Consider the following 24,682-nt stretch of genomic DNA (forward strand, 5'->3'; position numbering starts at 1 on the left):
CAAACTTAATTCTCTTCACATTGTTTCCGGATCGAGCTGATTTTCATTGATTTCGTCCCTGATAATATTCCCGTCCTTGAGTTCTATATGCCTCCGGGCGTATTGGGCCAGGTGCATGTCGTGAGTGACCATGATTACTGTTTTACCTTTTTCTTTCCATAAACTGTGCAGCATGGCCATTACCTCACTTCCGGTAACGCTGTCTAGGGCCCCTGTAGGCTCGTCGGCCAGGACAACTTCCGGATCACATGCAAGGGCCCTTGCAATCGAGACTCTCTGTTGCTGGCCCCCGGAAAGCTGGGTCGGCCTGTGCCTGATTTTGTCGGATAGTCCGACCAGGCCCAGCAGTTCCTTTGCTTTTTTTTCGGCGACAGCGTCATCAATTTCCTGGATTTCAAGGGGCAACAACACGTTTTCAAGAGCCGTCATCCCCGGAATCAGGTTATACTGCTGAAATACAAAACCGATTGTCCTCCCTCTCAGGCTGGCCAGGTCTGATTCCTCAAGCCGGGCTATGTTCCGACCCTTGAGAAATATTTCACCCTTTGAAGGGACGTCCAGGCAGCCCACGAGGTTCATCATCGTGGACTTTCCACTTCCCGAAGGGCCAATGATTGCGGCAAATTCTCCTTTCTTAAACTCCACGCTCACATCTTTCAGGGCATTGACCTGGACCTCCCCCATCTGGTAAAATTTCCAGACATTTTGGAAGGCAATCAACGTATTTTCCATGGTTTCTCCTAAAGGGAATACATATATAAAAATATGCAGTGGTTGAAAAATATAGTTTAACTCTATTTTATAGAAAAGAAGGGAACAAAAAATTCGGTGAAGATGAGGAAATTCCTCATCTCAATATCTTTTTCAGTCTCTCTTTCTCAGCAGTACAAAAGCCATCAGGAGGACTGCCAGACTCAGCGGAGTCCCGATAAAGGGAAGTTTCTTCACAACTTCATAGCTTGCGGTCTGGTCTCCGACCTGGACCTTACAACTCCCTTCTTCGGCCTCAGTATGGGTAAATTCTATGGTCATGCTTTCCAGGGGTTCCAGGCTTATTGTTCTGGAGTCTTTCATATTCCCGTTCACAAGCAGTTCCACATTGTAGTCCCCTGCCGCATTGCCCGCGTTTGTGGCTTTGACAGATATTGCGGATTCCTTTCCTGTTTTTGCTTCAGTCGGATCGATTGCAAGCTCTGAGAACATGAATTTCGCCGCAAGGGCTCCCACATTAAGGCTAATGCTCTCGGGCTCAAACCCTTCTCCGGTGGCACTGATCTGTACGTTGCCGGTTTTTGTGAGGGGGGAGCTGATCGTCCCGTCGGCTCCGGTCATGCCAATAGAGTCTCCGTCAAAGAAGACCTCGGCCCCTTCGACCGGCTCTCCGCCGATTGCATTTACGATCTCGATGCTGACCGTATCTCCAACATAGACTTCGTTCGGGGAAACACTGATGATCATACGTTCTCTTGGGTCGAGGACATCGATACTTTTACTGGCCCCGCTGTAGTCATCCTTTTCCGCAGAAAGTTTGAAAGTCCCGCGGGTCTCCGGGGCAAAGCTAAGGATCCCCTCCCCGTTGGTATTTCCTATGAGTTCCCCGTTGAGTTTTACGGTTACGTCTTCTATGGAGCTTTCCTCGGCCGTAACTTTAATCTTAAAGCTGCTGTCCTGATAGATTTCAACTGGCACGCTTATCTCAAGTTTTTGAGCTGAATCTCCACTGTCACCACTACCTTCAGTATTAACCTCAACAAAGGGATAAAACCTGAGGTCGCCATCATCTGCGACCCTGAACTTGATATTGTTCATGATACTGATGTCATCGCCTTCGCTGAGGGAAATGTCGTCCTCGTTTTTCATCGTAATGCCACTTTTTCCCACACTTGAGATTTCCATTTCCCCGAAGGTGTCTCCGTTTTCAATCTGGATGCAGTTTTCAGAGATCTGGAATATTCCCTTAACAAATACGGCGTTGGTTTCCGAACCTGCAAAAACGCTATCGAAGTTGACAAGGATCATGGGGACATCTTCAGCGTCGCCAATGTCTGTTTCGTAGACGTAGGTATCACCTGAGGAGAGGAAACCGTCATCTACGACGTCTCCGTCCTTTTCAAGCTGGACCCAGATGCTTTCACCGTTAACGTCAACTTCCAGGATTTTGAGGGCATAGCCTTCTTCAAGTTCCAGGGCAGAGCCGGTGTAGAGGGACGTTTTGTCATCGTTGTCGATCAGGACTTTTGAGAGGGTGTTGTCCGAAAGGAGGTTAATGTTTTCATCGATTCCCCCTTTGACCGAATCTTCAAGATAACCCGCAAAATATTTTTCAGCCATGAAACCGATGACCTGGAAATTGTCCCATTTACTGTACTCGAATTTCACTCCTTCGGGTTCTGTGGAATAGACCAGTTTCTTTTCGGGAATCTCATTATCATCGAGTTTTGTTATATTAAGCTCTTCAGTGCCTATCCCTTCATCAATGTTGTAATAGAAGCCTTCGAAATTCAGGGGGGTCCAGGTAAGTACGGGATCGTCTGCATCTTTATCATACACGGTTCCTTTGAGTTCGTAAGTCCCGGCCTCGGACATGTCAACTACCGGGGCAAACCTGAGGCCACTATCATCGGCCACTCTGATCTTGAGTTTGCCCATAATATCAATGGTGTCACCGTCATCAAGGGAGATGGAGTCTTCGTTTTTCATTTTGATTTCACCACTGTTTATAGAAGTTACTTCCATTTCTCCGAAGGTGTCTCCGTTTTCGATTTTGACACATTCGTCTGAGATCTGGAAAATTCCCTCAATAAATGCCGCTGTTGTCTCCGAGCCTGCGAAAACGCTCCCGAAACGAGCGATAATTACGGGCACGTCCTCTGCGTCGCCAAGGTCGGTTTCGTAGATGTAGTTACCCTTGCCCTGAATAAAGGCGTCGTCAATTATTTTTCCGTCCTTTTTAAGCTGGACCCAGACGGTTTCCCCGTTTACGTCCACTTCTGCAATATTGAGAGAATAGCCTTCTTCAAGTTCCAGGGAGGAACCCGTATATACGGACTCTCTTTCATCACTGTCAATCAGAACTCTGGAAAGAACTCCTTCTTTGATCAAACTAACGTCGTCATCCACTACCGATGTGTTTTCTTCCTGGAATCCTGCAAAGTATTTTTCTGCCATAAAGCCAATGACCTGGTAAGAACCCCATTTTCCGTATTCAAAATCGGTTTCAATTGGTTTTGTGGTGTAAACAAGGTCTTCAGCATCAATAGTGTTACCAATATTGTTTATTTTCATTTCTTCGGAACCGAGTCCGGAGTCGAGGTCATAGTAAAAGCCTGAGTAACTCAGAGAAGTCCAGGTGTAGTCATCGCTCTGGTTATTTCCATCCCATATCCGGTCGCCGGTTTTCGAATCCTCCGCTGCGGCCGTCGTGCAGAGTAGCCCGAGCAGCAGAAGACAGGTGAATATTTTTTTTAGGTTTTTGTAAGCATCCATGTAATATCTCCATACTGTTATTAATTCAAGATATACCTTCTAATATTTTTAAAATTATTAAGAATATTCCTTAATAAAACTATGTATCTATATTCACCCAGCTTTCAAATTTTTAATCCGTCACGTATTCACTCAAATCCGATTTAAGAATCCTCTCGATTTCTCCCCATTCCTCCGCCCGGGTTTCCGTAAACAAAAATCCGAAGACCTTATACTTTTCATGGTCGGTTTTCCTGAGTTCAAGAGGTCTTTCAAAATCCGAGAGCAGTTTTTCGTAATCAAAACCTTTTATGGTTATGGCCCTTGAAGCAAGTTCTCCGCTTTTGTCCAGTACGATAAGACAGTAGTTTTTCCTACTCTTTCCTTCAAGAAGCCTGCCCCAGTCAGGTTCAAGCCCTTCAAGGAAATATTTGTAGGTGTTTATCCCGTATGCAAAATAAGCGATATCCGTCGTGCACCAGCCTGCAAAACGCATGGGGTTAAGCTCGATTGGCTGGATTCTCCGGTCATTTCCAATCCTCAGTTCTATATGAAAGGGAAAGTCCGTCAGGTCAGCCAGTTTCCCAATTTCCTTCAAAAGGTCCTCGATGGCTTCCCGGTACGTTTCTATGACCTCTTTTGAAGTAAAGTAAACCCTGTCGCTGACATCGGCGTCCGAGGAAAAGATGTGCTTGAGGATATTGAGGACAACGGGCTTTCCCTCTCCGTTATAGTAAGCATCAACCGCAAACTCCTCTCCCTCAATACATTCTTCTATAATGAACTGTTCCACATCAAGTACCTGCACCGGATAAATTCCCCTGAGTTCCTTGACTTCAGCCTTTATGCTCTTCAGGACCCCGGCCCATTCTTCGTTTTCCGAAACCTTATGCACCCCGAGGCTGAAAAACCCGACCGCGGGCTTTATGATAAAGGGCTTTTTTAATTCCTCAATCTGGATTTCGTCCAGCTCCCCGAATTTTACACCCAGGTATTGAAAGTCCGGGTATATCCTTTCCAGAAGCTCTCTGAATTTGACCTTGTTTTTAAAAAGTTCGATCTTTTCCGGAAGGCCGGTAAAGCCCAGGTTTTCGGAAATCCAGTCAATGGAATTTTCAGAATTGGTGTAGAGCCTGCATGCCCCCTTTTCTTTTGCAAGTTCAATAAATTCGGCCTCGTCGAAGAGGTTCAGAGGTTTATCTGGGTTCAGGCCAGAAGACATCTCGTTTCTCAAAACCGGGGCTTGCAGCCTGGCAGCAGTGTCTATCAAAAAGTCGGAAACGTAAGGGTGGTCAAGGATAATCATTATTCTAACCTTTTTTTAGGGGTTGATAAGTTCGTGGAGCCCAATAAGAATAACCGGGTTTAAATATTTATTGTAAGAATCTTTTTTCAAGTTTTGCACAACCAGAATCCTGAAACTTACAGGGATGCAACAGAAAGCCCCAATGCTTTAAGAATGGTGAAAATATAACTTCAGGTTTTATTTTGGGAGTTGTTTCATACTCATACATGTTGTGTTTTTGTGTAAGGGGGTGTTTGGTGTGTGTGCATTCAAACCACAGAAGACACGGAACACACGGAAAATGAATGCAGGAAGACGATAATTACGGTTTTTCCGGCATTTTTTAGTCCTCTTGAGGGGGCGTAGCTCCCGAAAAGGACCCCGTGCTGTTGCGATTTCATCGCAACTCCCAGAAAATCTTCGATTTCCTGTGATCCCGAAGCGAAACTCGGGTGCCGAAACGGATGAAGATTTGGAACTTTTCCTTGAATACATTGTCCGGTTTTTGGCAAAGAAAAAGGATTGAACAGTCAAATATTTATCACTCAAAAATGTCCACAACTTCCTTCAACATTTTCCTTATTTCAATATTCTGCGGACAGACTTCTTCACACTCCCCGCACTCAACACAATTCTCGGCCTTTTCTTCAGGAGAAAGTAAAACCCCATACTGGAATTTTGCATTTTTCACGTCCCCGAGCATGGTAACGTCATTCAGGTAACTGAGGGCCCTGGGAATGTTCACTCCCGAGGGACAGGGCATACAGTATTTGCAGTCCGTACAGTTCACCCTCATCCGGGCCCTGTAGATCTGCTTTACCTCAGCTATAAAGGCTTTTTCTTTGGCCGTCAGGGAATCAGGCTGCCCTTCTTCAGCAATTTTCAAATTTTCTTTAAGATGCTCCATCTCGTTCATCCCGCTCAGCACGACACTGATTTCGGGATAGTCCCAGAGGTAGCGGAAAGCCCATTCTGCAGGGGTTCTTTGGGTTTTGGCCCTCTCCCAGACCTTTCCAGCCTCCTCCGGGACTTTCAAGACCAGGTTTCCACCTCGGAGAGGTTCCATGATAACAACCGCAAGGCCCTTTTCAGCCGCGTATTTCAGGCCCTCAACTCCGGCCTGGTATTCCTCATCCAGATAATTGAACTGGATCTGGCAGAGATCCCAGGGATAGGCGTCCAGAACTTCCTTGAAAACGTCAAGGTTATCGTGAAAGGAAAAGCCAGTGTATCTGATCTTTCCCTTAGCCCGGGCCTTTTCCAGAAATTCGATTACTCCCAACTTCTTCATCTTTTCCCAATAACTTTTCTTCACGGCATGCAGGAGGTAAAAGTCAATGCAATCCGTCCGGAGCTTTTCAAGCTGCTCTTCCAGAAAACGGTCCATATCTTCCCTGCAACGGACCCGCTTGCAGGAAAGCTTGGTTGCCAGAAGGACCTTTTCCCGGTACCCGTCCCGAAGGGCCTTTCCAAGAAAGGCCTCGCCCATTCCACCATGATAAGAATAGGCCGCATCAATGTAATTTATGCCGTGGTCGATTGCGTAGCGGAGGAGTTCGATTGCTTTTTTCTCGTCTATCTTTCCGGGATCGTTATCGAGAACAGGCAGTCTCATACAGCCGTAGCCGAGAATCGAAGCTTTTTCACCTGTTTTTCCTAATTTGCGGTATAGCATTTTTTGCCTCGGTTTTTGTAATGGTACAAATATAACTTCAAATTTTCAATTTGGAAATTGATCTATATATTCATACAGGTTTGGTTTTCAGAATTTAATTCTTGCTGTGTTTTTGCTGGTGGAGATGTTTGGTGTGTGCAATTAAACCACGGAACACACGGAACACACGGAAAAAATGCCGGGAGATGACATTTTGTTAGTACATTTCTCTAAATAAGGTTTATAGTCTGCTTGAGCTCGCGCAGCGAGCGAAACGGACCCCGTGCTGTTGCGATTTCATCGCAACTCCCAGGAAATCTTTGATTTCCTGTGATCCCGAAGCGGAATTCGGGTAGTGGAACTCGGGTAGTGGAACTCGGGTAGTGGAACTCGGGTAGTGGAACTCGGGTAGTGGAACTCGGGAATCACAAACTATATATTACATAACATATAATTAGGGTAATACTAACTAACAAAGGGCTTAAAATATGATGGAAAAAAAAGAGCATTTATTCATAGTTTTTGAAAACCTGCTTAAAATCAAAAGCGGATGCTCTTGTGAGATCTTCTCTGGATGTGGATTATCGGATATTACGGTGAAGCAGATAGGATATCTAAAAGTCATTGATGAACACGGGGAAGTTACATTTAGCAGACTTGCTAAAATCACCAATAACTCGAAACCCACCATCACAGAGACGATTAACAAATTTGTCAAAATGGAATGTGTGTACAGGGAAAAATCCCCTGATGATGGCAGAATCTATTATATTCGCCTGACAGAAAAGGGACGTACAATAGCCCGTGCCGAACAGGAGGCCTTGCTCAGGGTTATTGAAAAAATGGCAGATTCTCTGGACGAAAAAGAAATGGACTCCCTTATTAAACTTCTTGAAATGGTCCGATAATTTTTTTGGCTGGCTAATTAGTTAGGTCAATTGAAACTAAGTAATTGCAATAATAAGCATGATAATTTCAGGTAAAAACCGGAATAAAAGTAGAGGAAACTTATAATGAACACAGAACAAAACGATAACAGTAAAGAGAACATTGTAATACCACTTTTTGAGATAGTGCTTTACCCGCAAAGCCGAACAAAATTCAGGGTTGACAAAGTCACCGGAGAAGCGTTGCTAGAGGAGATGAAAGATTCTGAATTTGCGTCTGCTATCGGACTGACAGTAAAAAGCGGAACGAAACCTTCGGAACTGTCAGAAAATAACCTGTACAAAACCGGAAACCTGCTCAAGATAACGTTTGTGCAGCCCACTGATGACGGATATCTTGTTGCTGTGAAGGTAATTCAGAGGGTAGAGACTGTTTCCATTTCCCAGAAGGACGGATTGTTCTATGCCGCATATGTGCCTGTTCTGGACTTTCCGGACCTCAGTGAGGATGTCCAGGCAGGCATGATGGCGAATGTAAAAAAGACAATTCATGAAATCAGCAGCCTTTTTCAGGGTTCTGATCAGTTTACCCGCCCGATCAATAAGATGGATTCCATTGATCAGATAATGGGATTCATCATGCCGTACATCCCGTCAAAACTTGAAGAAAAGCAGGCCCTTCTGGAAATCTTTTCTATTCGCGAACGATATACCGCATTCCTCGAAGTCCTGGCAAAGCAGAAGGAAAATATAAACCTCCAGATCGAGATGGCAAAAAAAGTTACCGAGAAGGTAAGTAAGTCAAATCGGGAGGCAATGCTTCGGGAACAGCTCAGGCTAATTCAGGAAGAGCTCAATGAATGTAATGGTTGCAATTCAGGTGAAGGTGGATACCGGGAAAAAATTGAGAATTCAAAAATGCCCGATGAGGCTAAAGAGAAGGCATTTGAAGAGTTGAAGAAACTCGAAGCCGGTGGTCCCCATAACCATGAAGCCCCTGTTATCATGAGTTACCTGGACCTCATGCTTGCCCTTTCCTGGGTAACGGAAGAAAAAGAGAAAAAGAGCATCGATATTGCCGAAGCCCGTCTTGTGCTTGACAAAAACCATAACGGCCTTGAAAAAGTCAAGGAAAGAATCATCCAGCACCTGGCAGTAATGAAACTGAAACAGGAAAAACAGGGCTCAATCCTGCTCTTTGTCGGGCCGCCAGGTACAGGCAAAACAAGCCTCGGAAAAAGTATTGCAGATGCTCTTGGTCGGGAATACGTCCGGGCCAACCTTGGAGGCGTCAAGGACGAATCCGAAATCAGAGGACACCGCCGGACCTACGTGGGGGCTCTGCCCGGAAGGATTATACAGGGCATGAAAAAAGCAGGCACGAAAAACCCTGTGTTCATTCTCGATGAAATCGATAAGCTTTCAACTTCTTACTCAGGGGATCCGGCAAGTGCCCTGCTGGAAGTCCTTGACCCCGAGCAGAACAGCAGCTTCTCAGACCACTACCTGGAAGTTCCCTATGACCTGTCTGAGGTCCTGTTCATTGCCACTGCCAATTCCCTGGCAACTGTCCCGACCCCGCTTCTTGACAGGATGGAGCTGATCGAGATTTCGGGCTACACGAAAAACGAGAAGTTCGCAATTGCAAAAGACCACCTGCTCGCCAATAATCTGAAAGAACACGGCCTTGATGCGGACAAACTCCAGATCGAAGACGAGGCCCTGAAAACAATCATTGAAAAATACACCCGGGAAGCCGGAGTCAGGCAGCTTAAAAAACAGCTTGCGAAAGCAGCAAGGTTTGTGTCCGAAAAGATCGTCTCAGGGACGGCTGAACTGCCTTACATTATAAAGGCGGACATGCTCAAAGAGACCCTCGGAAAAGAACTGGTCCGGCAGGAAGAAGCCAGAAAAGAGAACGTACCCGGCGTGGTCACTGGCCTTGCCTGGACTCCTGTAGGAGGAGAGATCCTCTTCATAGAAGGCACATTCATGCCCGGAAAAGGAAAGCTTACCCTTACAGGCCAGCTCGGGGACGTAATGAAGGAATCGGCTCAGATTTCCCTGAGTCTTGTCAGGTCCAGGCTTGCAAACACCGCAAACAGCTTTAACTTTACCACAAGCGACATTCACATCCATGTACCCTCAGGTTCAACTCCAAAAGACGGCCCGTCAGCGGGTGTGACCCTCTTTACCGCCCTTACCTCCCTGATTACCGGTAAAGCAGTTGACCCGAAACTTGCCATGACAGGAGAAATAACATTGAGTGGGGCCGTAATGCCTGTTGGTGGCATAAAGGAGAAAATCCTGGCAGCCCACAGGGCAGGCATAAAGAAGATAATTCTCCCGAAGGAGAATGAAAGAGACCTTGAGGATGTGCCCGAAGATGTCAGAAACGAACTTAAATTTGTACCTGTAGAGACTATTGAAGAGGTCCTGAAAGAGGCCCTGGGCATTGACCTGCCTGAACAGGTTGTGTCATTTGTAGAAAAAGGGTTTGTGGCTACGCAGAGTGTTTAAACGTTGAGGGGTGTAGAATGGGGTTGTAGCTGAAACGGGATATGCCAACAGTTATGTATAAAATTAAACAATATATATTATATTGATGACATATAGGCCACTCCATATATAAGAAGCAGCCGAATATTAAGGCGTTTTTCAGCTAAATTATATGGGAGCTGGAATCATAAAAATAAGCAAATAATAGAAGAAAATAAAAAAATGTTCAAATGATTGCCATGCCCCGCAGAGCTAAAGACAAATATGAAAATACAGTTACCTATACTTTAAAACCCAAGTTTGACAAATCCTTTTAATTAATAGAGTATTTGATCACAAAAAACGCATTGTATAGGCATAATGTTCTTTGGAATCCGCAATAATTTCAAAAGATATGAAACACAGAAAATAAATGATAATTGTATGGCAAAAACAGAAGCATGAAGCCCATTTATACATTTAAAAATGTCTGTTTCTGTCAAATCAGGGTTAAAACAAGAACTTGTGTTTTCGGAAGAAGACGCAAGGGTTCTTGATGGGCAATCGAAAATTTGTAACTGGCTTTACAATTGTCTTTCCGATGAAGTTGAAAAGGGTTACAAAAACAATGATGGTGTAAATAAGTTAACGAATAAATATAATTTGAGAAATTTGGTCCCAAAATTAAAAACAGTATATTCCTCTGTGTTTAAAAATACAGCATTGCGGTTAGCAGGGGCGTATAAATTTTACTTTGAACGTGGAGATGTTGGACACCCTCATCACAGAAGTTGGAAAAAAAATGGTTCTCGCTTGAATATGAAACAAAAGCAGGATGGAAAATTGATGAAAGAAATGTAATCTTCAGTTTAGGAAATTATCGAATGGACACACTAATTCAGAACTCCAACCTGATCTCAAAGAGTTCTTCAAGCAGGTTGTACTTTTTGTGGGCCCAAAGGTACTGGCAGCCCGGTTTTTCATCCCTAGCTCAAGTAGGAGTGCCGCTTTTTGCACTTACTCAGAAGAGGAAAGAACTCGTCTCAAAAGGGCCAAGGAAGTTGAAAGCCCATACTTGTGAATACCATGGCCCTGCCGTGCTGCCTGAGCACAAACAGCCGTGGGATTTAATTTGATTTGATTTGAAAACGGTTCATTGGGGCCGTTTTTCTTTTTTTATATCAGTCCTTATTTTGCAATATATGGTTTTAAATCTTAGTTATTATATACTGATAGTTCAATTCATTACCCTATTCCTTTGAAATCTATTTCATATAAAGAGTTTATACTCTTAAGTATTGGTTCAATCTCTTCATCTTTTATTAAATTTTTATGTATCAAATAATTCAATAATCCAACTATCCCACATGTTGGTTTTCCTATACGTTTCAAATAGGTTCTAAGAAGCAAATCTTCAGTAAGACAAAGACAATCAGTATCCAGAGAGAGAGAAATAAAAGATATATCTTTTTTACTTAGATTTTTTTCTGGAATTATTTTCTTCGTAGCAAAAATAGCTATATCATCAGGTTTTAAACCCTCAATCCATCCATCTTGAAATATCTTGAGAGTATTTTTTGCTTTTTTATAAGGGTGATCGATTAAATCAGTATTATTAACGATTTCATTTTCAAGTTCTTTTGTTATATACACCTGATTAAATGCTATTTTTAATAAATCATGTTTATCAATTTTGACCAATATACCTAATATCGTGTCATCCAAAAGTATATTTTTATTCACTATGGAAGCCTTATCTAATTGACCTATTTCTTCATCGGATAAACCTAAATATTGCGATACTTTGTGATTATTTATGTGGTTCAATAGATCAATTGTTTTTCTATTTAGAATCTCAGCTGCTTTTGATATTGTCATACTCCCATTTTCGTATTTCTCTATTATGTGTTGAGAAATAATTACCTGATATTCCAAATAAGAAATGATTTCTTCAGCGTTTCCAAGTTTAGCATATTCACAATTCGGATTTAACTCAGTTACTTTTTTTAGTTTTTCTGTTGCTTCATCTACTTTACCTAAATTTAATAAACAATTTCCCCAAACAAAGTATGCATATTCACTTTTTGGTTCAAGAATAGATGCTTTTTGAGCAGCTTCTAAGGCTTTTTCATAAGATCCATTTCTCAAATAAATACTTGCTAAAGCTAAATACGCTGGAGTGGATGTAGGCTCACAATGAATAATACCATTTAAAATTGCAACAGCTTTATTCTCTTCATCCAATTTCACCAAAATATTTGTATAATTTATTTTCAATTCTAAATCATCTGGATATTTTCTTAAAGCATTTTCAAATTCAATTTTAGCCTGAAGGGGTTCATGTGCTTTCAAAAGAGAAATACATAATAATCTATAAGTTTCTAACTCATCATAACCCGCATCTAAAGCTTTTCTTAAAAAATCAGCAGACATTTTATAATCTTTTATTGAATAATAAAGTGTGGCAAGATTATACAAATCAATACCCTTACTATCGGTTTCAACCAATTTTTTAGCGTATTTTATAGCATGTTCATGCATTTCACATTCAATATATAAATTTATCAAACCTACTGTTGGTTTACGTTCCCCACCACTATTTTTTATTGACTTTTTTAAGAGAATAGCTGCTTGTTCGTAATTTTTTATTTTGTGATTCAACTTGCCCTTAAGGTAATAAAACTCCCACAGATCCACCGGCACATCACTTATTTTATTCAAAATATCTATAGCTTTTTCAAAATCCCCCTTGATTTCGAAAACTTTTGCTAAGTCTATGTGTAAATGTGGGTTTGTTGGATTTTGTTTAATTAATTCATCGAATAATGCTTCAGCTTCATCTAGCTTGTTTGCAGCGGCATATGCACCTGCAAGATTAGCTTTCAAGGGAAAAAGTTCATCACTAGTAATATCCTCATTTTCAATAAGAGGCTGATAATACTCAATTACTTTACCATAATTTTGATTTATTGCGTAAGCTTCTCCGAGTTTGATATAAATATCAACACAATCTAATCCCATATCTAAAGCCATATTTAAAGAATCAATTGACCTTTTTATTTCGTTTTTTGCCAGATATGCACAGCCTAAATTCACATATATTTCAGGGTTTAAGTGGCTATTACCTTGCAAATCGTTTAAATCTCTTGCTTTTTCCAAAACTTTTATCGCTTGTTCGATATAATCATATTTCACATGATTTTCTGATTCAGAGCTAACAAAAACTTCCCCTTCGGGAGAAGCGGCTTTCAAATAAAGAATTCCTAAGGCGTTGTAATATGAATAATCTTCAGGTTCAATCTCTATAGCTTTCAAACCATAGTCGATTGCAGTTTCATAATCACCTACAAGAGAATGAACATGACCCATGCAATAAATAGGATAAGCATCCTTAGGATTAAGTGTAGATGCCTCTCTTAACTTCTTAAGACCATCTTTAGTATTCCCTCTTTCAGATTCTATTAAACCCAGGGTGCACTTTGCTAAAACGTTGTTCTGGTCTAATTCAAGTGCTTTTTTTGCGTAAGTTTCAGCTCTTTCTGGGGTTTCGATTCTTAGAAGAGACGCTATATCAGCTAAAACAATAGGATTGTCAGGGTCTACATGTTCGGCATCACAGATCAGTTTTTTTGCTTTAACAACATTTCCTTTTTTGTGATAACAGACCGCTTCTCCGACAATTACCTTAACAAATAAACGAGTTGAGGGATTATATTCTAACTTAGATTTTGCTTTATCGTAGTGTTTTAAAGCCTTATCATATTCTTTTTTATCAATACAAAATTTTGCAAATTCAATTAATTCATTTATTCTGTCTTCAACGGCTTCTGTATGAACATGAACATGTTGCGTTGTATCTCCAATATAAACAGAACTAGAATCAGCTTTAACAATAACATCCCTTCCAGCTGTGATCCCGTTTCCACCATTTACACCTACATTTTTTCGAAATTCTTCCTCCATAAACATCCTTCCAAAAAATTATGGCAAAATTGTGCTAATTCCTAATGTAGTAGCTATTTTAGCTACAAGATTGAGAATGCCTGTATCTTCAATTTTTGTTACAGTTTCCGTGATTATTTCGATAGTAGATTCAAATCTATCAACAATCTTAGATAATATTGGTTCTTTTTTTTTAGTTTCTTTAATTGCCGCGATTGTTTCGCCTTCGATTATTATTTTATCCTCGATAGAAAGGTCAGATTTTGAAATCGCTTCCCTAAAGGCAAGGAGATCATTCCTAAGCTTTTCAAAATCTAGTGAAGACACAGTTTGGCTTTGTGTAATATTTGCCCCTATTGCAACCAAGCCGTCTTTGTTACTAACACTGACATCTCCACCAGTGGTAATTCCAATACCGCCATTAACATTTTTGTAAGAGTCTTTTTCGTTTAGCATTGTGAACACCTTCTTATAAAGAGTCATCATTTCCAAATGTTATGATATTAATAGTTGAAAACATCTTTCATAACTTTATCGTATCCACTAAGGAAGTTTCTTGACGTATCTCTACTGCCCTTTTCGAAGGTTCCAATTGTTAGACGAAGCTTAGGCCTCTCAAAATCACAAATCTGAAAAAAATTGTATCACTCAAAACCCAGCCTCCTTCCCCGTCATCTTTTCAATTTTCACTTTAATTACGCACAGGTTTCTTACTTTCTTTTCCTCAAACTTAAACGGCCCCTCTTTTCCGTAATGTTCAGAGAGCACAGCCAGCCCCTCTATTTTTTTGTCGTAATTTTCCAGGATTTCGGCTCTACCGGAACCTATGACGCTGCGGTAGTGGACATTGTATTTACAGGGGTCGTCGGCGGGGACAATTTCAGCGTCGGTATCGAGCTCGAAGTAGACTTTGTTGTTCTTTTTGAGGATTTCGATTTTCTTTCCTTTTGGGGAGCTGTGGAGGTAGATTGCGTTGTCTTTGTAGCCAAAGGACATTGGAACAATATAGGGGGTATTATCCTCAGCCAGAGCGAGGCGAATAAACTTTGCATTTGAAAGGATTTCTTCAATCTGCTGCTGGTCCTGAATAGGTTTCTGGTTTCCCATGCTTTTCACTTGAAAAAGATAGCTTACTGAATAATTTTTCTGAAATTGGTACTAAACTGATATATCTTCATTTTTATTTATAATGTATCATGTAAAATAATCTCTTATAAAATGATACGTATTTATAGTTGACAACGCTTAAAATAACAAAGGAGAGATAATATGGACTCAAAAAAATTTGTTAGCGCAGCTATATCTATTATTCTTGTTTTACTGGCATTATATGTCATGTTCAGTCAATCTTCACCATTTATGTGAACTGGCCCTATTTTTTTAAGACAAAGGCCACTCTGCATATCTTTTATCCGGAAGTTCTGATCCAGGGAAGGTGATGCAGAAAAACTCATGGTAACCCTTAAATATAATATTCTACTTTTATTCTTCTAATGTTAACCTCTACCACAAACCACACGGAATCCGGTTTACCTGTATCCGTAGTGGTAGCGGTAGTTGTAGTAGTGTTAGTGTTAGTTTTAGTTTTAGTACTATTCACTTGAGCAAGAAATAGAAACTATTCTGGCTCAAGTGTGCTGTTTTCCGGTTCTTATTTTGAAATAGTGCAACCTGTGCCATGCTGGTTTCTTTCTAACGGAGTTTTGACGATGAAAGAAATGAATGGAGCAGAAGTCCTTGTTAAATGTCTGGAGGACCTTGGGGTCAGACACATCTTTGGTTATACGGGAGCGGCAATACTTCCGGTATTCCATGCCCTCGGGCATAGTGACATTGAGGTTATAGTAAACTCCAACGAGCAATCGGCGGCCTTCAGCGCAGCGGGATATTCCCGGTCAGGTAAGCGAGTGGGTATAGCCATAGTCACATCCGGGCCTGCCATAACCAACACACTCACCAGTGTTGCCGATGCCTATGGGGACAGCATTCCTCTGCTTGTATTTGCGGGGCAGGTCCCTGAGCATAAAATAGGCACCGATTCCTTCCAGCATATTAACGTCAAAAGTATCTTCAAAAATGCGGCCAAGAAGGTTATACAGCTCTCCAATGATGATGACATAGAAACCATAGTCAAGGAGGCCTATTACTTTGCAAAATCCGGAAAACCCGGGCCCGTGGTCATAGATTTTCCTCTTGACAAGCAGAAGAAAACCCATGATTATCAGGGAAGAGCCGTCACAGGTTTTGAAGCAAGTTATAATGATGACAGACATCTCAATGAGGAACAATGCAGAGCCTTTTTTCAGCTCCTGCTCAATTCCAGAAAGCCCCTGCTTTATCTCGGAGGCGGCCTGAACTCGGAATCCGGAAGCCAGGCCCTCAGAGAGTTCAATGAACTTTTCGGAATTCCTTCCGTCAATACCCTCATGGCAAAAGGTGTCGTTGACGAAAGGGACGACCTGAACATGGGAATGCTGGGAATGTTCGGGACCCCTTATGCGAACATGCTCATACAGGAGAACGACTTTTTCTTTGCCATCGGGGCAAGATGGGATGACAGGGTTGCGGAAAAAGTCGGATTTGCAATAGGTGCCGACATAGCCTATATAGACATCAATTCCGAGAAAATGCATCAGATAAAAATCGAGCGCAGTCCGAAATTCACATTCATAGGAGATGCAGCCACAGCAATCCGTGACCTGCTGAACTATGCCAGGCAGCATAACATTTGTCTGGACATTCGGGAATGGCAGATGCGTGCAAGAGACCTGAAAAGGGCCTTGCCTCTGGATTACAACAGGACATCCGGATACATACAGTCCGCCGAAGTCATTTCAATGCTTGCGGACTACGTTGATGAAAACACAAAGATAAGCACAGGTGTAGGCAACCACCAGATGCTTGCAGCACAGTACCTGCAAATGCAATGCCCGAAAGCCTTCATGACTTCCGGCTCTTTTGGCACAATGGGCTTTGCCATGCCCACGGCAATCGGCGTCCATTACGCAAACCCGCATTCAAGAGTCATAGCAGTCGATGGGGACGGCAGTCTGAGGATGAACCTGGGAGAACTGCATACCATCGTATCGCTGGACCTTCCAATCAAGATACTCATGCTGAACAACAGAAGCGATGGGATGGTCCAGAACCTGCAGGATACGGTTTATGAAGGAAAACGCATAGGAACACAAAGGCCAAAGGACGTGTATTTCGCAGAGATCGCAGGGTCATTTGGCTTCAGTTACTCAGAGAGAGTAAGCGACAGAAATGATTTGAAAGAGAAAATCGACGCCTTCATGAATGCGGAAGGCCCCTGCTTTCTGGAAGTTTGCACGGACAGAGAAGAGGTCCTCTACCCTAAGGTCCCGGTAGGGAGGGCTTATAAAGATATGATCCTGGGGCCTTATATTAAAGGAAGGGCATGATTGAGGGGGCATGATTGAGGGGGCATGATTGAGGGGGCATGATTGAGGGGGCATGATTGAGGGGGCATGATTGAGGCTTCAACTTTCATTCATTGACGGGTCAAAAATTTTTGGCATCTGAAAACACCTCAACAAGCCTCACTACCCCATTTTCTCCTTCCCGAGACGTGTCCATCTCTACCAAATACGTATAATCCGAAATTTCCGAAAGTCCTCCGGCCCCCTTTCCTCCCACAATCAAAGAATAAATCCTGGCATTGTACCGTTTCTTTGCCTCCTGCCAGCGGGCCAGTACAAGTTCGTCGGAGACTTCGGATTTCCCGTCCGTGATAAAAAGCAGGTCGGCTCCCCGAAAGTCCTTTTCCTTAAGGGACTTCAGGCCTGAAGCCAGAGCCGTGTTAAAGTCCGTGCCGCCTCCGAAGGTGTAAAGCAGGAAATTCAAAAACTTCTCGGACATCTTTTTCCTGTGGCTGAGTTCGATTTCCAGGTGCTGGCTTGTGGAGGCGAAAAGGATGACCTTCACGTCCCGTTTCTGCCTGAGCATCTGCTTCGTTATTGCCAGGACCGCGGCCTTGGCGAGCGTCTGAGGGGAGCCGTGCATGGAACCCGAGGTATCCACAAGAGCGATTAAGGGGCCTCTTGGCTTCAGGCGGGGCGGCCCCGTCCTGTGTTTTCCAAGGAACTGGTAGCTCAGGAGCTTTCCCTCCAGCATGTCCGCATAGAACTTTTTCTTGAGGGCCGGGTTCAGGAGCTTTGCGGCCTCCATGGGGAGGAGGTTATCAATTGCCCCGGAAAATTTTACCGTATGTATCCGGTTTTTGCCGTAGGGAGAAAGACGGACCTGGCCGTTTGGGGGGTCAAACTCCCTTCTTCCAATAAAATCCACAATCTTTTTCAGGTCCGGGTTTTGCTCAAAAAATTCAGAGTAGCGCTTCAGCATCTTAAGCTGGACATAAAAAGGCTCCTTTCGAAGCTCTTTTACGGAATAGCTCCAGTTCCTGCCCGGAAAGAGGAGGGCAAGGGTCTCGAAGAGTTCAAGGTTTTCCTCCATTTCCGAAACAAAGTCTTCCATCCGCAGGTAAAGCTCCTGCAACATGTTTTCGAGAAAAGCCTGACTCCCTGCCAGTTGCATGAAGGCCGGGACCCTTTCCTGAAGGGCCGGAAAAGCTGAATTCCTGCAGGCATTCCCCTCCGAATAATTGCTCCAGAGAAGGAAAGTTTCCTGCATAATTTTTTCAAATTTTCGAAGGAGCTTTTCCATTTCGGAATTGAGTCCTTTTAAATCGCTGCCCGAAAATTCTGAAAACTTTTCGAGTATCTCGTAAAGCAGAGGCAAAAGGATTTTCAGACAGGCAATCCCGGCCCCCTGGCTTTTATTCGCGATTTTTCGAATTTTCGGCCAGCTTTTCGAGTTTCTCAGAGTAAGGTAAAGCGGATAAAAGGCCCCAAAACGCCCGATGAACTTTTCTGGGTCTTTTATTTCATAAGGTTGTCCGAAAAGGACTTCAAGAGCGATTATTTCCGCCATTTTCTCACGCAGGGGGCGGGGAACGGGCCTCGGAAAGGCAACTGTGCTTCTAAGCTCATTTTCCAGCAGGGAAGCAGTCTTTTTCTGAAAGCTAAGGGCACTGGGGACGTTTCCTGATAATAAATATTCTTCAGGGGAAGAACTTTCAAAAAGGTTCGAATAATTGTCCATGGCAGCACCCGATTATAGTTAAGAATGCAATGTTTTTAAGAAACTCATCTCAGGTCTTTTAACTTTACTTTCAAAGATGCATGTTTTTCCGTTATCAAGCGGCTTTGTTTGTGTGGGCCTAAGGAATGAATAATCCTACTGATGACGTTTTTATTGGGGTGGCAGGTAATTACCCAGGTTCAAGAAAGAAAATAATGATGCTTGCTTTGTACTCATCTCTTCCAGAATAATATTACACTTATTTGATTCTTTATCCTGGATAACTGCCAGCCTAATTTCGGACAAATTTTCAATTAGTCTTCTCATAGAAAGACCATATCTCTTTGTCTCCCAGGCTAAATATCTGTAGAAAAGTAAGCCAATTATAGACAGAAATACGTGAACTTTGATATTTTCATCTTTGTGGTGGTACACCGGTCCCACAGGGACAAGCAGGTGATCATTCAATAGCTTAAAATCATCCTCTATAGCGCCTTTATTGTTGTATGTTTGCACAATTTTTTTAGTGTGCCAACGGTGCTTATCTGTAAATAGTATATTTTTTCCTAATGAATTTTCGCGCTTATTTTTATTCTCTTCGTCAATCCAGAACTTTAACTGAGGTTTTTTCTTACCTTCAGGAGCATCAGTAATTTCATATTTCACCATACTTCTGTATTTTTTGATAATAATGTCTGCAACCTCTTTTTCTACACTGCTCCTGTTTCTTGCTTTTCCTCTGTTGCTTTCCAGTCTCCTCTGTAGGTCTTCCAGATTCTCAGTTATTTTTGACATATTTGACTCACAAGTTCTTTTTTGAAGTTTGTGAGTTCCTTCATTGAAAGTAATTACTGTTGTAAATTCTGTCCCGTAAAACTGATGCTTTGTCCGATAGCCATAAATTTTGTGGCCTTCTGAGCTTTCATATAAAAATTGATATTTAGATAATGGCACTTCAAGAAGATCATCTGCCTGATTTGCTTTTACAGCCCCTACAAAATTCATCTTTGAAGTTGCTTTTTCAATGTTGTCCTTTGAATTGTTTCCCTTATCAAAAACAAGAACAAGGTCTTCCGAACAAATATTCAATTCGGTTAGACGGTTTACTATTTTGTCAACCAGACCTGAAAATTCCTCTGAATCATGCACATTTCCTGGATATGTCTCGTGAATAAAAGGTAAGTTGTAATCATTAGCAGCCAGCGCTACAGATACCTGATTTTTGTCTTTACGATGCTTTTTGTTATACCCTTTATGAAGCAATTCACTTTTTTCATCATAATTGGTAGCATAAGTGAACCAGTTTGATTCATCCACAAACAGTACTGAAGGGGTTAGTCCTTTTTCGATGAGAACTCGGCACAAATCGTCTTCAATATTTTTCATTGTGTCGGAATCAATGTAATTCATATGATTCAAAAAATTCTGACAATTTAATTTATGAGGGAATTTCCACTTAAAAGATAAGGCCGATTTTTTGAACCATTCCCCAATACCGTTTTCACTTAAAACTCCATGAGATTTCCCCACTATATCAAGTAAAAGATACTCTCCGACACTTAAACCATCGATTGATTTTTTCATAGTGTGCTTGTTCACTATGTCAACGAATCCAAGCTCTTCATTCACATGAAGAAGTGCGGCAAGTTTGCCGTACTCAAAAGATTTCAGTTTCATGTAGGGCAATGATTCACTCTGTTTTTTCATTTCAAATATTTTTTCGGCATTGCCTAAATATATCTGAAATATAGTTTTCACTTTTCCATCAATTCTGCCAGTTTTAATAATATACCAGTATTTTTTACCGTTGATTATTTTCTGTTTTAAAAAAACCATGATATAAATTTAGGTTCTACGTATATAAAGATATTTCTTCAAAAAACAGATACAATAGGCTTTTTAAATGTAATTTAGAACTTAGGCCTTACAAATATTTTTTTTAACGGATCTTCCTTGCCACTGATTTTTGTGGCAAATCAAGGCAAAAATAGCTCTTCTTTGAAAGCTGAGTTTAACCACGGAAAAGCACGGAAGGACACGGAAACCGGCCTGATGGCCGGTGGATTGTCGGGGACTTAAAGAATCGATTTAGAACCCATTGTGGACAAAACGCCAGAGCAACCGTACCCGAGTTTCGCTTCGGGATCACAGGAAATCAAAGATTTCCTGGGAGTTGCACTGCAAGTGCAACAGCACGAGGTCCGTTTCGCTCGCTTTGCGAGCTCAAGCGGACTCAAAACCCCAAAAGTAGACTAAAAAACACCAGAACAACCGTACTTGTCGTCTTCCTGCATTATTTTTTCCGTGCTTTTCCGTGTCTTCCGTGGTTTTTTCTGTTAATACATCTTTAATTGCTGACTTTTTTCCGTGTGTTCCGTGTGTTCCGTGGTTTAAATTTTCGTTAGATATTAGTAGAAAACTTTGGTACCTGAATATAAATTTATTTTTCTAAATATTTCATCATCTAAAACCGAACTTTGAACCCAGGCCTTTCATAAAGTTTCCTGCACTGTTTCCGGCCTGATTTTCAGAATCAGAAACCGGCTCAGAAACCTGAACTTTTGCGGGTCGGAAATCCAGCCCCGGCATTTTCCGGATTTCTTCCACGAGCGTTTCAATTTCGGACAAGTCCTCATATCTGCTGTCGTGCAGGAGGAGGGCCTCGTTTCGGTCAAGAGTGGAGAGCCAGATATTTGCTTCCATCATATCCCTGAGAACCTGCCGTTCCTCTCCCATCCGCTTTTTTATGCCTTTCACCAGAGCTTCCAGACCTTCGAATTCTGTTTCGAAAACCTTCCTGCGGGCTGGAGGAAGGGTTCCGGGTTTTCCTGAGTTTTCATAGAGAGAATCAAGTTTCCTGATCAGGTTATCGTAAGGGTAAATCCTTGATGAGTCTTCCTGCATAAACCTGTAACTGTGGTCGGGGTGAATATCATGGTGGGCATCCACCTCCTGCCTGAACCTGAACTTTTCCCCGCAGCTATCGCAGGCGACTCCCACGGAAAGGTCGTTTTTCAGGGCAAGACTAATAGCTTCCCTGAGGTCCCCGGCATCAAGGCGCAGTTTTTCCGTATTAATTCCGCCTGAGACCACGAATTCGAAGACCGTTTTTCGGATGGCTTCCCGCTCTTCCGGCAAATTCCATAGCATGTGCTGGAGCAAAAGCACCATAGTCCGGTCAACAGTCGGACGTTCGCTGCTGCAGGCCGCAACTTTCAGGACCCCGACGATTTTTTTCCAGCGCCGGTCCGAGACCTCAATTTCCCGGATAAGGAGGGCTCGCCGGAGTTTGGGGATGATTTTCTCCACGTTCTCATCAACGGGTACGGCTTCTGCCCTCTCACGAAGTTTCAGTATACCTGATACCGAAAGTCTGGCCCCGGGGGCAAAGTCTTCCGGAGTCCGAAAAAGGAGACTGCGAAAATTTTCGTCGTCCTGGATATAGGAGAGCCTGTGGCGGAAAAGGAAGCGGTCATAAAGGGCCTCAAGGCTTTCGTCCTCTTCGGGAAGCTCGTTTGAGGCCCCGAAGACCGAGAGGAGGGGGACATCCACGATCTCTTTTCCGTTATGGTACTTTCTTTCGTTCAGGACGGTCAGGAGACTGTTTAAGATCGCACTGCTGGCCTTGAAAATCTCGTCCAAAAGGGCCAGGTGGGCGGTCGGGAGGCAGCCATCGATTTTTCGCCTGAACTCGTCTTCTTCGAGGGCTTTTAAGGAGAGGGGACCAAAGATCTCTTCGGGGGTTGAAAAGCTCGTCAGGAGATAGTTGAAAAAATTTCCGCCCTCGATTGACTGACAGATGTTTTTTGCAAGCAAGGTCTTGGCTGTTCCGGGGGGGCCGAGGAAGAGCAGGTTTTCTCCCGAGAGGACGGCCAGGAGGGACCCGTTGATTTCGGCTTCGCGTTCCTTGAAGTATTCCGTGAATGTGGATTTGAGCTCTAAAAGGGTATCTTTCAGGGGGCAGGCCTCCAGAGTAAAGAAGTTATTGATGTAGTGCCCTGCGGGTGCATTTTCTAAAGTCTTTAGTTTGCTTATATTTTAAACCTTTCAATTACGTTTTTTCATTTTTTTTCTTTGCGGGAAATTTTGAATTGCGAGCCGGGGAAATCCCTTAACATAGTCTCAATTTTTAGAATATATTCAGGCAACTATACATCTTACTAAGAAAATTTTAATTAAAATGAGTTCGTATGTTCGTAAGTAAGGATTTAATTTCTAAAAAATTGAGGTAACTATTCAGCCTACTGATAAAAAAAGCATAGTTTCAGCTAATGTTGCAACTATCGGATAATAGCGGCGCTCCATTGAGCGCCGCTCGAATAGCATCCATGACATTCAAGCTATTCTTTCTAATAGTGGATATGTATCCCCGAATTCTGCAGAAAGCTACCGCTCCTTCGATGCTTCGGAAAGTTCCCGAAATCTTCTGTTGTAGCTTCATCATTCTGATGTCTCGCTCTGCTTGATTATTATCAAATGGAACTCTCAGGTCATTGAGGAATTTCAGAATCCTATCCTTGTATTTTATGAACCTATCAAGGAGATTCTTTGCTTTTGTTTGTGCTGGTCTTCCTCTTTTTTTAACCTGTTTTGAGAGGTCAGGAGGTGGATTTTCTTCAATTCCCTCTTTAATTATTTTATCGTATATTTCCTCGAATGCCCTGACTTTTATTGGATCTATTGGAATTTCCATTTCTCTGCATTCGTCGGTATATTTTTTTACTTCACTCAGAAGTTCATTTACTTTTTTAGCCCATTGCTGCTCAAAATTCTCTTCAACTCCAGTGAGGTCCCTCTTAAGATGAGCATTGCAGAGAGCATGTTCACATCCATATTTGTTGTATGATGCCCAACCATCATGAACTACTACCCCCTTGTATTCTGGAAGAAAACCCAAAGCATTCATTGCCTCTGATCCTCTTTTTGGATGTACAAAATAGTATGTCCACAGACTGTTTGAAACAACATGGAGCCACCATTTTGTCCCTAAAACCCTCATTCCTGTTTCATCACAATGTACAGAATAGGCTACCCGTAGATGTTCGAAAACAGCTTTTTCGAAAGGTTCCAATTTCTGGAATAATTCCTTTTCAGCTCTTTTTATGGTAGCAGGGCTGATACGTATTCCATAAAAGTCCTCTGACAAATCACAAATCCGTTTATAAGGAATCAATTGAAAGTTCCTTAAATATACAAGAGAGGATAAAAGGCGAGGTCCATATTGAATAGGGAATTTTATAGAGTCTGGAAAAGTACCTTTGTTTATTTTCCCACAGTGAGGGCATTTCTTGGACTCAGCACGATGTTCGGTAAATATGATGTTCACAGGAGGAATATCAGCTTCTTGCCTGCGTTCACAGTCCCGAACTTCAGTATCTTCAAGATCATGACCACAATTTTCACAGCAGTGAGGGGAATGAAATATTATATGGTCAGGATCCCCAACCATTTCGAAAGTACTTCCAGAATGACCTTTTTGACCACCAGGTTTTTTCCCACTTCTTGTGCGGCTACTCTTAGGTTTAGGTTTTTCATTCACAAAAACGTCAGTAGAAGGAGGTTTACTGCTGTTTTGGCTGTTTTGATTTAGACGAGCCTCTAAAACCCTTACACGTTCCTCAAGTTCAGCAATTTGAGAAGCCTGTTTCTCTATGATAGTCTCAAGTCTCTGAATTACAGCAACGACTGCTTCAGGGCCTTCTTCATAGATTTCAAGAATCTCTTCACGTGTAAGCATGATACTGAAGAGATAGAGTTATTTTATATGCAATTTTTCCTCGAAACGAGGAAAAATTGCCTTTGTTCAAAGTATGGCTGAATAGTTACAAATTGAGTATGTATATAAATAAAATTGCGTGCGGTTCCCCG

The 24,682-nt window shown here is 42.3% G+C and carries 16 protein-coding genes; 4 read left to right on the forward strand and 12 right to left on the reverse strand.

Translation table 11 applies throughout. The features are described 5' to 3' along the window. Positions 1–15 precede the first annotated feature (15 nt). The 5 genes from ACZ5QV_RS15060 to ACZ5QV_RS15080 all read right to left on the reverse strand — a co-directional run bounded on the left by ACZ5QV_RS15060 (position 16) and on the right by ACZ5QV_RS15080 (position 6,425). On the reverse strand, positions 16–732 hold the full coding sequence (locus ACZ5QV_RS15060; RefSeq protein WP_464600573.1) for an ABC transporter ATP-binding protein: 717 nt from the start codon (positions 730–732) through the stop codon (positions 16–18). Positions 733–864: 132 nt separating this feature from the next. After that, on the reverse strand, positions 865–3,486 hold the full coding sequence (locus ACZ5QV_RS15065) for an S-layer protein domain-containing protein (RefSeq protein ID WP_464600574.1): 2,622 nt from the start codon (positions 3,484–3,486) through the stop codon (positions 865–867). 112 nt (positions 3,487–3,598) lie between these two features. Further along, a complete protein-coding gene (locus ACZ5QV_RS15070) occupies positions 3,599–4,771 on the reverse strand; it encodes an ATP-grasp domain-containing protein (protein WP_464600575.1) in 1,173 nt (390 codons plus the stop codon). Positions 4,772–5,019: 248 nt separating this feature from the next. Further along, entirely contained in the window at positions 5,020–5,151 is a 132-nt protein-coding gene (locus ACZ5QV_RS15075; protein WP_464600576.1) for a hypothetical protein, read from the reverse strand. Between the two features lie 140 nt (positions 5,152–5,291). Beyond that, positions 5,292–6,425: an aldo/keto reductase gene (locus tag ACZ5QV_RS15080; protein ID WP_464600577.1), complete on the reverse strand. Its 1,134-nt coding sequence runs from the start codon at positions 6,423–6,425 to the stop codon at positions 5,292–5,294. A 467-nt stretch (positions 6,426–6,892) separates the two neighbouring features. Between ACZ5QV_RS15080 and ACZ5QV_RS15085 the strand changes: the two genes are divergently transcribed. The 3 genes from ACZ5QV_RS15085 to ACZ5QV_RS15095 all read left to right on the forward strand — a co-directional run bounded on the left by ACZ5QV_RS15085 (position 6,893) and on the right by ACZ5QV_RS15095 (position 10,905). Further along, on the forward strand, positions 6,893–7,312 hold the full coding sequence (locus ACZ5QV_RS15085; RefSeq protein WP_464600578.1) for a MarR family winged helix-turn-helix transcriptional regulator: 420 nt from the start codon (positions 6,893–6,895) through the stop codon (positions 7,310–7,312). 105 nt (positions 7,313–7,417) lie between these two features. Further along, a complete protein-coding gene (gene lon / locus ACZ5QV_RS15090; protein ID WP_464600579.1) occupies positions 7,418–9,811 on the forward strand; it encodes an endopeptidase La in 2,394 nt (797 codons plus the stop codon). Positions 9,812–10,560: 749 nt separating this feature from the next. Next, positions 10,561–10,905 carry a hypothetical protein gene (locus tag ACZ5QV_RS15095; protein WP_464600580.1) on the forward strand — a complete coding sequence of 115 codons (345 nt, stop codon included), beginning with the start codon at positions 10,561–10,563 and terminating at the stop codon, positions 10,903–10,905. Positions 10,906–11,014: 109 nt separating this feature from the next. Here ACZ5QV_RS15095 and ACZ5QV_RS15100 read toward each other — a convergent pair whose 3' ends face one another. The 3 genes from ACZ5QV_RS15100 to ACZ5QV_RS15110 form a co-directional block, all read right to left on the reverse strand. Continuing rightward, positions 11,015–13,732, reverse strand: coding sequence for a tetratricopeptide repeat protein (locus ACZ5QV_RS15100; protein WP_464600581.1), 2,718 nt, complete (start codon positions 13,730–13,732; stop codon positions 11,015–11,017). Positions 13,733–13,750: 18 nt separating this feature from the next. After that, a complete protein-coding gene (locus ACZ5QV_RS15105; protein ID WP_464600582.1) occupies positions 13,751–14,167 on the reverse strand; it encodes a hypothetical protein in 417 nt (138 codons plus the stop codon). A gap of 192 nt (positions 14,168–14,359) precedes the next feature. Further along, a complete protein-coding gene (locus ACZ5QV_RS15110; protein WP_464600583.1) occupies positions 14,360–14,818 on the reverse strand; it encodes a pyridoxamine 5'-phosphate oxidase family protein in 459 nt (152 codons plus the stop codon). Positions 14,819–15,420: 602 nt separating this feature from the next. On the opposite strand from ACZ5QV_RS15110, the gene ACZ5QV_RS15115 reads away from it, so the two are divergent. Continuing rightward, positions 15,421–17,136 (forward strand): thiamine pyrophosphate-binding protein, encoded by a 1,716-nt coding sequence (locus ACZ5QV_RS15115; RefSeq protein WP_464600584.1) that lies wholly within the window; start codon positions 15,421–15,423, stop codon positions 17,134–17,136. 100 nt (positions 17,137–17,236) lie between these two features. On the opposite strand, the gene ACZ5QV_RS15120 is transcribed toward ACZ5QV_RS15115, so the two are convergent. The 4 genes from ACZ5QV_RS15120 to tnpC form a co-directional block, all read right to left on the reverse strand. After that, positions 17,237–18,835 carry a vWA domain-containing protein gene (locus ACZ5QV_RS15120; RefSeq protein WP_464600585.1) on the reverse strand — a complete coding sequence of 533 codons (1,599 nt, stop codon included), beginning with the start codon at positions 18,833–18,835 and terminating at the stop codon, positions 17,237–17,239. A gap of 150 nt (positions 18,836–18,985) precedes the next feature. Next, positions 18,986–20,650: an IS1634 family transposase gene (locus ACZ5QV_RS15125; protein WP_464599431.1), complete on the reverse strand. Its 1,665-nt coding sequence runs from the start codon at positions 20,648–20,650 to the stop codon at positions 18,986–18,988. Positions 20,651–21,274: 624 nt separating this feature from the next. Next, the gene (locus tag ACZ5QV_RS15130; protein ID WP_464602119.1) at positions 21,275–22,804 is read right to left on the reverse strand and encodes an AAA family ATPase; all 1,530 of its coding nucleotides are present in this window, start codon (positions 22,802–22,804) and stop codon (positions 21,275–21,277) included. A gap of 274 nt (positions 22,805–23,078) precedes the next feature. Further along, positions 23,079–24,551: an IS66 family transposase gene (tnpC, locus tag ACZ5QV_RS15135; protein ID WP_464599339.1), complete on the reverse strand. Its 1,473-nt coding sequence runs from the start codon at positions 24,549–24,551 to the stop codon at positions 23,079–23,081. Positions 24,552–24,682: the final 131 nt, after the last annotated feature.

It is taken from the genome of Methanosarcina baltica (assembly GCF_055394095.1).

What these genes read in the sequence shown, in the direction of transcription:
- ACZ5QV_RS15070 (WP_464600575.1), bottom strand. Translation starts at nt 4,771, where the DNA reads ATGATTATCCTTGACCACCCTTACGTTTCCGACTTTTTGATAGACACT.
- ACZ5QV_RS15115 (WP_464600584.1), top strand. Translation starts at nt 15,421, where the DNA reads ATGAAAGAAATGAATGGAGCAGAAGTCCTTGTTAAATGTCTGGAGGAC.
- ACZ5QV_RS15080 (WP_464600577.1), bottom strand. Translation starts at nt 6,425, where the DNA reads ATGCTATACCGCAAATTAGGAAAAACAGGTGAAAAAGCTTCGATTCTC.
- ACZ5QV_RS15110 (WP_464600583.1), bottom strand. Translation starts at nt 14,818, where the DNA reads ATGGGAAACCAGAAACCTATTCAGGACCAGCAGCAGATTGAAGAAATC.
- ACZ5QV_RS15125 (WP_464599431.1), bottom strand. Translation starts at nt 20,650, where the DNA reads ATGGTTTTTTTAAAACAGAAAATAATCAACGGTAAAAAATACTGGTAT.
- ACZ5QV_RS15075 (WP_464600576.1), bottom strand. Translation starts at nt 5,151, where the DNA reads ATGAAATCGCAACAGCACGGGGTCCTTTTCGGGAGCTACGCCCCCTCA.
- ACZ5QV_RS15065 (WP_464600574.1), bottom strand. Translation starts at nt 3,486, where the DNA reads ATGGATGCTTACAAAAACCTAAAAAAAATATTCACCTGTCTTCTGCTG.
- ACZ5QV_RS15100 (WP_464600581.1), bottom strand. Translation starts at nt 13,732, where the DNA reads ATGGAGGAAGAATTTCGAAAAAATGTAGGTGTAAATGGTGGAAACGGG.
- ACZ5QV_RS15060 (WP_464600573.1), bottom strand. Translation starts at nt 732, where the DNA reads ATGGAAAATACGTTGATTGCCTTCCAAAATGTCTGGAAATTTTACCAG.
- ACZ5QV_RS15105 (WP_464600582.1), bottom strand. Translation starts at nt 14,167, where the DNA reads ATGCTAAACGAAAAAGACTCTTACAAAAATGTTAATGGCGGTATTGGA.
- lon (WP_464600579.1), top strand. Translation starts at nt 7,418, where the DNA reads ATGAACACAGAACAAAACGATAACAGTAAAGAGAACATTGTAATACCA.
- ACZ5QV_RS15085 (WP_464600578.1), top strand. Translation starts at nt 6,893, where the DNA reads ATGATGGAAAAAAAAGAGCATTTATTCATAGTTTTTGAAAACCTGCTT.
- ACZ5QV_RS15120 (WP_464600585.1), bottom strand. Translation starts at nt 18,835, where the DNA reads ATGGACAATTATTCGAACCTTTTTGAAAGTTCTTCCCCTGAAGAATAT.
- tnpC (WP_464599339.1), bottom strand. Translation starts at nt 24,551, where the DNA reads ATGCTTACACGTGAAGAGATTCTTGAAATCTATGAAGAAGGCCCTGAA.